The organism is Peribacillus sp., from assembly GCF_059453735.1.
The window spans coordinates 1-12,970 of the sequence record NZ_JAZVJO010000075.1 but is presented as its reverse complement, the minus strand read 5'-3'; the positions used below and the strand labels follow the sequence as shown (position 1 = coordinate 12,970).

The following is a 12,970-nucleotide window of genomic DNA, read 5'->3' as shown; positions in this document are numbered from 1 at the left end:
ATGAACCTTTCGGACATGTCATGAATGAATTTAGTAAAAAATGCGGAATACAGGAAGTATCCCTATTTACTACTACGGTCCTGCTTAACTATCGCAAAGGCGGTCAGGATCTAATTATATCGCTTCGAGAATTATCAACAGTCCTATGGGAAAAAAGGAAAAGTATTTCCAGAACCAAGGGGGAAGAAGCCTCATCGAAGCTCGTATTTCCACTAATCTTGATTTTTATTGCCATGATGATTATTGTAGGTTATCCGGCAATATCAATATTATAAAAAAAATTATATGGAGGAATTAAAATGAAACAATTTTCTAGTTGGTTATCAAAATTTTGGAATGACGAAGAAGGTTTACAAACACTTGAAATGATGTTAATTATTGCTGTTATTGTCGTAATTGCTTTAGCATTTAGAGAAAAAATCACGAGTTGGGTTACTAGTCTATTAAATTTTGGTGATGGAAAAGTTACACAATTCCAAGGCGAATAATAAAAAAACGAAGATGGAAAGTGGTAAACGTGGAAAGATATCAGAAAAGAACAGTCAAAACATTTATTAAAAGTGATTCTGGTAATTTCACCATAGAAGCTTCGATGATTTTCCCAATGATTCTGATCATCACGATGAGTCTTATCCTCTTTAGTCTAGTCATCTACTATAAATCCATTCTTCAATTTGAAGCAAATCGAATTGCGGATAACGTAGCGTTTGTGTGGAATAACAGTTCCAAAGATGTTAAAACGGGAGCATTTAGTCAATATACAACTGATAATGGAGATGGTTTATATTGGCGCCTTACAAGTAACAGTATCCTTTCCAAATTCGAATTAGACTTTGGAGGGGAGGATCCATTAATTGGTAAAAAACTACATTCTGAGTTAGTTAGTAATATACCGGGTGGGGTTACTGGGGAGGTAAGCTATTCAAATGGGGTAATAAGTAATAAAGGATTGAACAGTATTGTTGTCTCATTGAAGCAGCCTTTGTATCTTCCGCCAACCGTTGAGAAATTATTCGGAATGAATATCATGCAGGCACAAGCTAGCCGGGCTGTAACAGAGCCAGTGGAATTTATTAGAAATACTGATTTTGTTATTTATTTATCTGAAGAAGCACTCCAATACAAAGGGTACATTACACAATTTAAAAGTAAAAAAAAATAGTTTAAAGCAATATATCTAGAAAAGGAGAAGGAATAAATGAAATGGATAAAAAGAGGCTTTCATAAATTTGTTATCGATGAAAATGGAGCAGTCACTATTTATGCAATCATTATTACCCTTCTCCTTTTTGTTTTTAATGCCGTATTAATTGATTTTATTCGTATAATGGCAGCGGAACGAGATGCAGACCAAGCGGCAAAAGCAGCGATACGTTCTACTATGTCGTCCTACAATCAAGATGTTAAATCTTATGGATTATTTGGTTTTGAAGGCGGCCAAGAAGGGGCCAATGATATTTTCCAAAAAGTATTTGAAGAAAATTTGAAGCAAGAAGATGGAGATTATTTTCGTTTTGTTGATACAGCACCAGTCGACGGGGAAGTTACCACTACTCTAGATGATGGTAAAATGCTTTCAAATAAAAATACGATTGAGTATCAGATCCTTGAAGATATGAAATACAAGGCCCCTATGGAAATCGGAGAGTCACTAATTGAAGGATTTCTCTCCGTTTCTGATGCTGTTAAGGAAGTTTCTGCTCTTACAGATATCATAGCCGATATCAGCAAAAATGCGAAAAAGCGGGACGAAAAATTAGAAGAGGTAAAGAATAAGCTCAAGGCTGCAGCTGGAAATGCAAATGATTTAGATACCCTAATTAAAGGCGAAGCAAACTCTTCCTTTCCCCAAGTAAATAACGTCAAGGACATTGTTGCTCAAATTGATGAATATCTTGATATTGTCGTACCACTTGAAGGAGAAGAGGAAGGAGAAGAGGAAGAAGAGAACGCTGACAAGCAAGAAAAAGCAAAAGATTTCGAGAAAAATGTCGCAGCACTCACGGCAAAAATGAATATGAAGGCCGAAGCAGTAAGAGATGATTTAAAGGATGCACTGAAACTTCTGGAAGAGGCTGAGGTTTTTAATGCGAAAATTATCGATAAAATAGCAGAAAATCGTGATCAAGCTGAACAGGATTATGCGAATGCAATCGAAGCGTCACAAGGAGCGCAAAATCCAGTTAAAGATGCTCCTGGGGCCGGTGATTTAGCAAATATGAGAGAGAAAATTACTGACTTTGTCATGGAGGAATCATTTTTTATTGATTTGAAAGAGAAAATTAATCAGGCTATTACTGCTGCAGAGGGTGATATTGGGTTAGTACCATACATAAAAAACTTTGAGTCATTTACGAGTAGTTCAAGACTCAAGGACGCATCAAGGAGTTTGTTGACAACACAATCGCAAAATTTGAGCAGCAGACAGACGAAGACAAAAGGGTTTATTGATGAGGCACTAGCCATGATTGAGGGAGTGGAAACTCATAGAGATGAAGCGACCAAGGAGGAAGAAGAAAAAGCAGAAGACGATCTGGAAAAGGCTATGGAGGATTTTGATAAAATGATAGGTGAAGCTGAAGCAGTCATGGGCGATCAGGCAGCTTATAATGAACTCAAAGCTCTTTTAAGTAAATATAAAGGATCAATCGAAGCAAGTAAAAGTGAATTCAATAAAGAAGATCCCGATGATTTTGCTAAGGATGCTATGAGTATTGTTGATACGATTTTTAAGTCTATTGGTGATATCTTAATCAATTCTCGCGATAAAGCGTACATTAACGAATATATTCTAAACCATTTTAAAGCACATGATTTTTCAAAAAGCGGAGCAGAAGCGGGATTACTCGAGAATAATCAAGTTGAATATATTACGTATGGCCTGCATTCATCAGGAGCCAATTATGCGGCAGCCATGACAGAACTATTTGCGTTTCGGTTTGCTATTAATCTCTTGGATGCTTTATCAACACCTACAACAGCCGCTGGCCCCTTTGCATGGGCAGCTGCTTTAGCTATTGCCATTACTCAAACAGCTAATCAAATGACACAAATACAAGATGGGCAAAAAATTAGATTTTTTTCGAAAATAAAAAATTTTTATCCTAGTTATAGGGATTACCTTCGTTTGTTCCTATTTATGCATGGCGAAGGAGATAAAGTCGCCAGAATAATGGCTGTCATAGAGCATGATACGAAAGCGGATTTAACTAAGCTTCCAACATATATAAGTGGGGAAACGACTGCGTCTGTTAAATTATGGTTCCTGCCAGGAGTGACCAGTATGTTAGGTGTTTCGGGAGCATTAGAAGGCGAAGTAGTAGACAACCGCTACTATATTAAGAAGAAAGTGAATTATTCATACTAACTGATGGAGGATGACAAACTATGAAAAAAGTATTGAAAATGAAAGGGCTACTAGGGATGAGCTTGGCAATATTGGCTGGATGTTCTTCAGATGAAACTGAGCAAGTAGAAAACGAGGCAAAAACAGATAATAAAATAGAAAATGATAATTCGTCTTCTGATGATGCAACTAATAAAGAGACTGAAGATAAATCAGATACAACTACTAGTAAGGGTACTACAACTAAAAAGGAAACTAACACCAAAAGCAGTGGAACCCCTAAAGATCAAGAAAATTTAAAAATTGGTGATACTGCAACCATTGAAAGTACTCTGGGAAAGTTTGAAGTAACGTTAGAATCAGTAAAAGGTGTTAAAGAAATAGATGGAGAAGAATCAATGTTGGGAAATCTCCTTATTACACAATTGACTGTTAAAAATGTTGGAGAAGAAGCTTTCAATACGATGGATCAAATCGATACATTAGAGATGGTGACTAATATTGAATGGGATGGAAGTCCTGATGATTCTGCACATTTTGAAAGTCTTAAGAAACTAACGGGGAATCTAGAACCAGGCGACTCTGTTAGTGGAGAAGCGGTGTTTGAGGCAAATGACAGTGATCAGTATCTATTAATGACAAAAAGGAGTTATCGTGCAGGAAACACGGTATACAATAATGCGGTTTGGACTATTAAGAATAGCGAATTGAAATAGTCTTCAAGACAGCTGAAAGGTATTAATTTCCTGCTTAGGCTCTATTTAATTACTATAAACTTTATTCATTCGTTTAGATTAGTAGAGTTTAAAACTGAATTTGTTATGAATGTTAACAAAAAGGGAGATTGAACACGAAACGAAAGCCGATTTAACTAAGCTTCCAACCTATATTAGTAGGGAAACTACTGCGTCGGTTAAAGTATGCTTCCTGCCAAGAATGACAAGTATGTTAGGTGTTTCGGGGGCATTAGAAGGCGAAGTAGTAGATAACCGCTACTATATTTAGGTGAATTATTCATACTAACTGATTGAGGATGACAAACTATGAAAAAAGTATTGATAATGATAGGGCTACTATGTATGAACTTAGGTATATTGGCGGGGTGTTCCTCTGATGAGGGTGATCAAGTGGATAATCCAGCTAAAACAAATAAGCAAACAGAAAAGGAAAATTCCTCATCTGATCCAGACAATAAGGAAGTTGAAGATACGACAGATACTAATACTAGTAAAGATACTAAAACCAGTGGAACACCTAAAGATCAAGATAATTTAAAAATTGGAGATACAGCAACTATTGAAAGTACTCTGGGGAAATTTGAAGTAACTTTAGAATCAGTAAAAGGTGTTAAAGAAATTGATCGAGAAAAGTCCTTAATAGGTAATCTCCTTATTACACAATTGAGTGTTAAAAATGTTGGAGAAAAAGCTTTCAATACGGAGGATCAAATCGGATCATTAGAAATGGTAACAGATATAAAAGGAGCAGGAAGGTCTGATGATTCTGTACATTTTGAAAGTCTAAAAAAACTTACAGGTAGTCTAGAACCAGGAGAATCTGTTAGTGGAGAAGCAGTATTTGAGGCATATGAAAGCGAAACCTATTTATTGATGACAAACAGAAGTTTCCGTGCAGGAAACACGGTATATAATAATGCGGTTTGGACTATTAAGAATAGCGAATTGAAATAGTCTTCAAAACAGTAGGCAGGTAATAAATCGCCTGCCAACGCTCTATTTAATTTCATCTAAGCCTATAAACTTCTTTCATTCGTTTCGTTAAAGTAGAGTTTGAAACTGAATTTATTATGTACAAAAAGGTAAGTCTGTTCAGGAGCTAACAAAAAGGGAGGAGGTAAGCTTAGTGTTAAAAAGATTTCGCAGGTGCGAGGATGGGAGTTTAACACTAGAAGCTGCAATGGTGATGCCGTTTTTTCTATTATTTATTGTGTTCATGGCAACCATCATTCGAATCTCTATTGTCGATATGGCTTTAAAGAAGGCAGCCGGTGAAACAGCTGAAGTGATTGCTGCACATGTCTACCCTGCGGTCTTGATAAAAGATTCAGGTGAGGCATTTATTGATTCGAAAATCAAGAATTACACAGGTGATGCTTTGAATCTAGAGAAGGCAAAAGAAATTGGGAATCTAGTTTTAAGCGAATTCAACATAGATATTACCAATATTCTTGGCTCTCTCGCTGGGTCTGTGCTGGAGAAGCCTGCCCAGAATAAATTTGATGCCTCTCACCATGATGGATTAGCTAGCAAAGGAAAACTAAAAATAGAAAAAGTGGAGCTGCCAAACAGTTTTGGCGGCGGGGATGCGTATATCGGAATTGTAGTTACCTATGAAATGAAAATTGTGGCCCCATTTATCAATAAAAAAATTGTTTTGCAAAAAAGAGCCTATGAGCGTCTCTGGGCAGGAGCATAAGGAGGTGAACATAGTTGCAGCTGCAAATTTCTGATTATTGTTTATTTGGCTATTTACTTATTGCTTTATACCTTGATGTTCGACACAGCCGGCTTCCCAATTGGTTCACTCTTTCTGGGATGGTGTTTGGGCTGATGTTTCATATGATTATAAGTGGAGTATCTGGATTGGTATTTTCTATGCTTGGCTTACTGGCTGCCGGTTTAATTTTCCTCATCCTTTATTTATTTCGTGCGATGGGAGCAGGTGATGTCAAGCTGTTTGCTGCAATTGGTGCGATTGTTGGTGTTGAGTTGGTCCTTTATCTAATGATGTATTCCATAATTTTCGGGGGTATTATCGGAATTTTTATTTTATTGTTCACTAGAACTTTTTTAAGGAAAATGACAGCAGCCCTTTTTGCATTGATAGGTTCATACCTTTCTAGGGATTTTACCGAGCTTGAAAACTTTAAAGCTGAAAAAGGTACACGTTTTCCGTTTATGTATGCAGTAATTCCGGCAGTAATAACGACTTACTACTATTATACTCTGTATTAAATGAACAAAGGGGGAATAACGATGAAGTCAATAGTCTATGATTTAGGTTATGATTTCCAGCAAAAGAACGGACATTATTTAATGTTTAATGAAAAAAATGGAGAACAGCTAACGGATGAGGCGTTGATCCCTCTCCAAGTGAGGATGATGCAGTCAAATCAGATTCCAAACCTCCTTCAACTATCTATAGAAGAAATGGATTTCAATATAAAATTATATTATGACATTACATCGAAACGGACATTAGATGCTTATCTTAAAGTGCATACGTTTACTTCATATGAGTTTTATCAGCTTTTTATTAATATTTTGACTACATTAGAAACGAGTAAATTGTATATGTTGGATGAACATCAATATATTTTAAAAGAATCGTTTATTTATATAGGTAAAGAACCACAGCAGCTTTATTTAACGTATGTACCAGTGAAGTTTTTTGAAAAAGAAAAATCGACCCTTGATGAAATTAAGGATCTCTTGCTTTCGGTCTCTCAACAAATTGAGGGTTTCCAAGGCAGTGAAAAGAAACATCTGGTTAGTTATGTAAAAGATCCTTCATTTAGCGTTAATGGATTAAAAGAGCTTTTAATGAATCTACAACAGCTTCGACCTGCCCCATATATGGCTCCTCAACAGGGGTATTCTCAACCAGACCTTCATACTCATGGACAAGCAGACCATCGGACTGTGCTGGAGCAGTCTCAGCCCATACATGCTCAACAACAAGATGAATTACAAAAAAAGGAAACTGAAAAGGTTCAGCCTAAGCAAAATAAGAAAACGAAAAAGAAGGAAAAAAAGCAGCCACAGAGTGAACAGAAGAATCCTAAATTCTATATTTCTATCTTTGCTATTTTACTTTTAGTGATTGTATGGAAGGTTTATGAAATCATTCCTAGTCAGGTAATGTTATATGTTTCTGCGAGCTTAACGGTAGTAATCACAGTGAGTACAATTTTCTTTCTTTTCAAAAGGCCGCGCAAGCAGTCAGATGGCGTAAACGAAATTAAGCAAGAGGCTGTACAGGAAAGAGAAGTACAGGAAAAACCTATCTCAACTATGAATAAAGAGGTAATACCATCTTATCCATATAATATGCAGGCAGTCTCAGGGGAGCGGACATACACTAGCAATGTATTCGCTACACCCGTACCCACAGAGACTGAATCAAACATTCTGCCTGTCTTTGAAATTCAAAATTCAGTGAGCTCAATGTCTGTAAGTGATACTAGAATGGAAGTACCTGCACCTATACCTTTTAGTCCAGTGAAGCATAGATTTGTTGATACTAATTTGCAATTTGAGAGTGATGATACAGTGCTATTAGAAGAGGATGATTCTAGTGATGAGGAAATGGTTACTTACAGCCGCCCAGTATTAGAGGTTGAGAGAAATGGTGATCTAGAAGAGATTATCATTAATGAAGATCACTTTACCATTGGCCGCAGCACTGATTCAGTTGATTATATGGAGGATACAGTTGGAGTCTCAAGAATGCATATAGAACTAATTAGGATTGAGGATAGCTATGGATTAAAGGATTTGGGATCCAAAAATGGTTCTAAATTAAATGGTGAAAATATAGTTCCCTATAAAATTTATGCATTAAATAGTGGGGATGTAATATCCCTGGGTAAGATTGATTATCACTTTAAATGGGAGTAGAGCTGAATGATTCCAAATCAATACTGGCAGATTGGCTTGTCTACTCATACTGGTCCGGTAAAAAAAAGGAATGAAGATTTTTATTTTATAAAACAATTCGAGGAAAATGGTACGACAGAATTTACGATGGTCGCTATTGCAGATGGAATGGGTGGTTATGATCGTGGAGATGCGGCTAGTCAAAAAGCCGTAAGCATGCTTGAAGAATGGTGGGAAAATCATCTTCAAAGAGTTTTGAAAAAAAATCATCCACTGAAAAATATAATGAAAGAAATGAAGAGTTTACTGCAGAAAATCAATAAAAATTTACTTCAATTTGAGGGAAAAACGGGTACAACTCTATCAATCTTAGTTCTTTATAAAGGAAACTATGCCGTTTGTCATGTTGGTGATAGTCGTATATATCAGATAAAAGCAGGAGGTGTAGGTTTTCAAAATTATTTTCGTTCTAAACAAAAATCACAGGTAGAAGAAGTATTGCGCTTACAGAATACTGAGGCGCTGGATATAGAAGGCGAGATTATACAACTTACAGACGACCACTCTTGGGTAGGACAGGAAGTTAAAAAAGGTCGACTCACAAAAGAGGAAGCAAGAAACCATAAAAAAAGGAATGTATTAACTCAATGTTTGGGGATTAAAAAAGAAGTAATGTCATGGGAACAAATGGGAAGTTATCAATCTAGTGATTTATTTTTGCTCTGCAGTGATGGTTTTTATTCTATGTTTTCGAATGAGGAAATAACGGAGACCCTTTGTGGTCTAGAAAAAGAATATACAGACTTACAGACTATGGCTGATTATCTTGTTAAGTTAGCGAACTATTCAGGAACACGTGACAATATTACTGTCTTGTTGCTGCGCAACATTTTTGAAAAGGATGAGATTAGCGAGAAAAAATCATCTTTTTTTTCCTTTTTAAAATTAAATCGCGGGGTTAACTAAATGAGTAAACATGATATCCAATTGAAAAAGGGTGAGATACTAAAAAATCAATATCAGATTGTCAAGGAAATAGGATCTGGAGGCATGTCTATTGTCTACCAAGCTGTTGAAATAGACAAGCAGACCTTAGTAGCAATAAAAGTGGCTGATTTGAATAGAAAGATCTCGAGAAGGTTATTTTCAGAAGCAAAAATTTTAAGTGAATTAGATCATCCTGCCCTTCCTCAAATTTTGGACTTTTTCTCTTCTGAAGATAATCGTTATTTCTATCTCGTTCAGGAATATATTAATGGCCAACCGCTTCAGGAATGTTTTGAACAGCAAGAAAGCATAATGAATCAAGAAGAAGTTATACAAATAGGAATAACCATTAGTGAGGTTCTCCACTATCTACACACGAGAAAGCCGAATCCCATTATCTATCGAGATTTAAAACCAGCTAATATAATGATTACCAATGAAGGAGCCATTAAGTTAATTGATTTTGGAATCGCACGTAAATACGTACATAATCAGCTTAAGGATACAGTTCAAATAGGAACTGTTGGATTTGCTGCACCTGAACAATTTGAAAAAAGACAATCTGACGCCCGAACAGATCTTTTTTCTTTAGGGGCACTCATGTACTATCTATTGACTGGCGGTAGATATGTGTATATTTCACAAAAACCAGTTGGAGAGCTGCGAAAAGGTTTGACGAAGAGTTTAAAGCAATGCATCAAGTTGTTAGTCAAAACAAATCCGGACGACAGGGTGCAATCTGCAGACCAAACTAGGGAGCTGCTCATCAAGGCGAAGGAAGAAAATAAAAGAGTATCCACTATATTTGTCGGAACAGAATGGATGGCAGTGAAATATATTGTTGCAATTTCTTTCTTTTTGGGAGTTGTTTTATATATTATTAGTGATCAAATAAATCGCTAGAGAAAAGGGTGTTGAAGGATATGAAGTGCGCAAAGTGTGGACATGAAATGAAGGCAAGTGAGAAATATTGTATTAAATGTGGACTTCCTGCTTTTGATACGCTATCTGAATTTAAAAAGCAGCCTAATGCAGGGGAAACTTCAGCAGATCTTGACCTAGGTCATGTTGAATCCAAACGAGAATCCATAGGGGGCAAACCACCTAGTGGAAAGGTTAAAGAGACGGTCAGTAGTTATTGGCAGTTTATCCGAGAAAACCTAAATGCTCCATTAGCAAGGGCACAAAAAAGTGGACCTCTAGACTTTGTTTATGGATATATCACGATTGGAATCATATCTTTACTGCTAGCACTTGGAGGATACATTAAGATCAGTCTTTGGACAAGTGGTTGGACGGACTTTTTTGGCTATCGAACACCATTCTTTGAAACCTTCTTTACAGTCCTTTTTTATGGAATCATTGGATTTCTTGCTGCAGCTGGTATTGTGTTTGCCGTCTTGAAAGCAATGTTTGGGTCAAATGTGTCTTTCCATAGTGTATTGGGAAGGTTTGGATCATTACTTACGGTACCGCTTGCAATTTCCGTTCTATTCTTTTTCTTTTCGTTTACTGGAGTAGATTTCATTCTTGGTTTTATTACTTTGCTGTTCCTGTCTATGATTCAGGCAGCCATCATTCTTACTTTCTATTCATTCGTAACCCTGACTACATCTAAAATCGATTCTTTTTATGGAATCGTTGCAATCTATGGTATTTTCGCTATCTTAATTGGTTTGACGGCAGACACTTTTTTCCGTTATTTCATGTTCAGCTTCTAAGTATTGTAAAAATCTAAAGGAGTGTTTCTTTTGGCAAATCAGGTATTGCTACCGCATGGTGTACTGTTTAAAAGTAGTGAAGGACTGGTCATGGAAATCCCATTAAAAGATACTAATGTTCAGGATTTGGAACAATTAAAGGAGTTAGAAAAACAAGATTCTCTCTTTTTATCTTGTACGAAACAGGAATTAAAACCAAATCAGATTGTCTTACATTACCATCTTGAAGAAGGTTTTCAGCCATTGGAAACATGGGATGACAGTTCAATGTACATGAAACAAAAATTTGCACAGGGAATAATTAGTGTGAAGAAAATAGAGGGAACACAATTTACTACGTATATGCATCCTGAGAATATTTACTGCAATCAGGACGGTAAAGTGAAATTTATTTATAGAGGTATCAGATCGGTACTTCCACCTGAACAAGAGGATGGTAAGGTATTCGTTTATCAAATAAAGTGTATCATTTTATCCATTTTTTCTGGTATGCCTTATTTCGATTTGCTAAACAATGGTATTCCCTTGAATTCTTTTAATGATAGAGAGTTGATTCAGCTGGCAAAAGCTAAATCATTAAAGGAAATTGAAGTGTTTCTAGCTAAGGATCTTTCCGAAATCAACACTAAGAGTACTGGATCTTCATCCAATCTAAAATCTACTAAAGAAAAACACAAATCAAATGAACAGAAAAATATGGTGAATTTTATAAAATCTGAACCGGATTTATCCATTCCGGCAATGAAACCCAATTTATCTTTAACTTCTGAGGAAACACTATCAATTTCTACAAAGAAATCTAGGAAGGTGCTTTGGCTGTCTGCAGTTGGTTTCTTAGTACTGGGATTGATTATTGGTTTGCTAGGTAGTTATATTCTACAAGTAAAGCCAAACTCAGTAGCTTCGGCATCAAATTTGGAGGAGAAAAAGAAAGTTGAGCAGAAACTCCAAAACGAATTGGATGAAAAAAAGACTCTTTTAGCTGCCTATCAGTTGACGGCTCAGAAAAAGAATGAAGAAGCTATTCAAGCGTTTGAAGCGATCAAAAGGCCATCTGAGGAAGACAAAAAAGTATTAGCGAATCTGTATTTAGCCCTCAATACTCCTGACAGTTTAATGAAAGCTGCTAAACTGGATTCATCCCTTCAGGTCCAGGCAGCAAAAGGACTCGTTAAGCTGAAATCAGAAGAGGCAAACAAGGCACTTCTTTCTATTGAAACCATGGAGCCGGAGATTCTTCTTGAGCAAGCATGGCTGGAGAAGAACTATCAACAGGTTACTGCCCTTGCTGGTGATGAATTGAAGGATAGTGAAAGAGCAAATGTTCTGGCGGCGAACGGCTTACTTGAAGAGGGTAATTCGAAGGAAGCATATAGCTTTGCTAAAAAGACAAGAGACGTTCCGTTGAAAGTTAAAATTCTGGGTAAACAATTAAAAAATATTAAGTCAGATAAGAACTTATCAAAAAAAGAGAAAGAAAAAGAAAGAAAATTAGTAGAAAAAGAACTGAAAAAATTAAAGAACGTTAAAAGTTAACTATCATTTTAATTGTTAAGCCATGGTTCATGTTCATGAAACACTGAGGATCTTAGGTAAGGTTAAATAAATAGAATAAAAGCTGTTTGAGAATGCTGAATAAAATGAATTCATATGGCAGATGACTTAAATAAAGACCAGACTCTTTCAAAGAGGCTGGTCTTTATTATGTTCAATTCCGCGGCGGCTTGAGGCCGTTTTGCTTTAAAAAGGCGAGGACTTCTCCGAAAGGCTGTTGGGATCGTGCTTTTTCCATTTCTGCAAAAGGGCAGCCGAGTTTTCTAATTCTTTCTGGGACAGTAAGGATCGTGTAGTCCGTAATTTGGATGTCATCTTGGAGTTCGTCCCAATAAAGCGGTGTTGCGACACCGGCAAAATCATTGCCGCGTGGTGAATAGGGGGCTATTAGTGTTTTTCCTTCATGATGTTGGACAAAATCGAGATAGAGCTTAGTGCCTCTTTTTTTAATCATTCGTTCGGTCGTGAAATCATCTGGATAAGCTCCTGTGATGTAGTCGCCTAAAAAATCGGTGAACATTCTTGTATCATTATAAGAAAAGACATCTGCCGGTAAGGGGATATGCACCTGAAGTCCTCGATTTCCAGACGTTTTAACAAAGGCTGAAATATTTAATGTATCCAAGGTGCTTTTAATAATGCGAGCGGCTTTGATGGCTAAATGAAAATGATCATGTCCTGGCGGATCAAGATCTAGGATAAGTTCGTCCGGCTTTGTTTTCCCCGACTTCTGGAAAGGGGTG

Annotated in this window: 15 protein-coding genes; 14 read left to right on the top strand and 1 reads right to left on the bottom strand. The window is 36.6% G+C overall.

What is annotated here, in order from left to right:
- The 14 genes from AC52RT_RS02545 to AC52RT_RS02480 all read left to right on the top strand — a co-directional run.
- The coding region (locus tag AC52RT_RS02545; protein ID WP_495539293.1) for a type II secretion system F family protein at positions 1-275 on the top strand (275 nt) is incomplete at its 5' end.
- Positions 276-299: 24 nt separating this feature from the next.
- Positions 300-488, top strand: a complete 189-nt coding sequence (locus AC52RT_RS02540) for a Flp1 family type IVb pilin (protein ID WP_340846088.1) — start codon at positions 300-302, stop codon at positions 486-488.
- 29 nt (positions 489-517) lie between these two features.
- Positions 518-1,162, top strand: coding sequence for a TadE/TadG family type IV pilus assembly protein (locus AC52RT_RS02535; RefSeq protein WP_495539292.1), 645 nt, complete (start codon positions 518-520; stop codon positions 1,160-1,162).
- A gap of 36 nt (positions 1,163-1,198) precedes the next feature.
- Positions 1,199-3,367: a DUF5702 domain-containing protein gene (locus tag AC52RT_RS02530; RefSeq protein ID WP_495539291.1), complete on the top strand. Its 2,169-nt coding sequence runs from the start codon at positions 1,199-1,201 to the stop codon at positions 3,365-3,367.
- 20 nt (positions 3,368-3,387) lie between these two features.
- Entirely contained in the window at positions 3,388-4,062 is a 675-nt protein-coding gene (locus AC52RT_RS02525; RefSeq protein ID WP_495539290.1) for a DUF4352 domain-containing protein, read from the top strand.
- 109 nt (positions 4,063-4,171) lie between these two features.
- On the top strand, positions 4,172-4,351 hold the full coding sequence (locus tag AC52RT_RS02520; RefSeq protein ID WP_495539289.1) for a hypothetical protein: 180 nt from the start codon (positions 4,172-4,174) through the stop codon (positions 4,349-4,351).
- Positions 4,352-4,389: 38 nt separating this feature from the next.
- A complete protein-coding gene (locus tag AC52RT_RS02515; RefSeq protein WP_495539288.1) occupies positions 4,390-5,037 on the top strand; it encodes a hypothetical protein in 648 nt (215 codons plus the stop codon).
- A gap of 172 nt (positions 5,038-5,209) precedes the next feature.
- Positions 5,210-5,782, top strand: coding sequence for a TadE/TadG family type IV pilus assembly protein (locus AC52RT_RS02510; protein WP_495539287.1), 573 nt, complete (start codon positions 5,210-5,212; stop codon positions 5,780-5,782).
- A 14-nt stretch (positions 5,783-5,796) separates the two neighbouring features.
- The gene (locus AC52RT_RS02505; protein WP_495539286.1) at positions 5,797-6,321 is read left to right on the top strand and encodes an A24 family peptidase; all 525 of its coding nucleotides are present in this window, start codon (positions 5,797-5,799) and stop codon (positions 6,319-6,321) included.
- 21 nt (positions 6,322-6,342) lie between these two features.
- Positions 6,343-7,986, top strand: a complete 1,644-nt coding sequence (locus AC52RT_RS02500) for a DUF6382 and FHA domain-containing protein (RefSeq protein ID WP_495539285.1) — start codon at positions 6,343-6,345, stop codon at positions 7,984-7,986.
- Positions 7,987-7,992: 6 nt separating this feature from the next.
- Entirely contained in the window at positions 7,993-8,931 is a 939-nt protein-coding gene (locus AC52RT_RS02495) for a PP2C family protein-serine/threonine phosphatase (RefSeq protein WP_495539284.1), read from the top strand.
- The gene (locus AC52RT_RS02490) at positions 8,932-9,855 is read left to right on the top strand and encodes a serine/threonine protein kinase (protein ID WP_495539283.1); all 924 of its coding nucleotides are present in this window, start codon (positions 8,932-8,934) and stop codon (positions 9,853-9,855) included.
- Between the two features lie 20 nt (positions 9,856-9,875).
- The gene (locus AC52RT_RS02485; RefSeq protein ID WP_495539282.1) at positions 9,876-10,673 is read left to right on the top strand and encodes a zinc ribbon domain-containing protein; all 798 of its coding nucleotides are present in this window, start codon (positions 9,876-9,878) and stop codon (positions 10,671-10,673) included.
- A gap of 30 nt (positions 10,674-10,703) precedes the next feature.
- Positions 10,704-12,209, top strand: a complete 1,506-nt coding sequence (locus AC52RT_RS02480) for a type VII secretion protein EssB/YukC (RefSeq protein ID WP_495539281.1) — start codon at positions 10,704-10,706, stop codon at positions 12,207-12,209.
- Positions 12,210-12,381: 172 nt separating this feature from the next.
- Here the strand turns inward: AC52RT_RS02480 and ligD are convergent.
- Positions 12,382-12,970: non-homologous end-joining DNA ligase LigD (ligD, locus tag AC52RT_RS02475; protein WP_495539280.1), on the bottom strand; the 589-nt coding region annotated here is incomplete at its 5' end.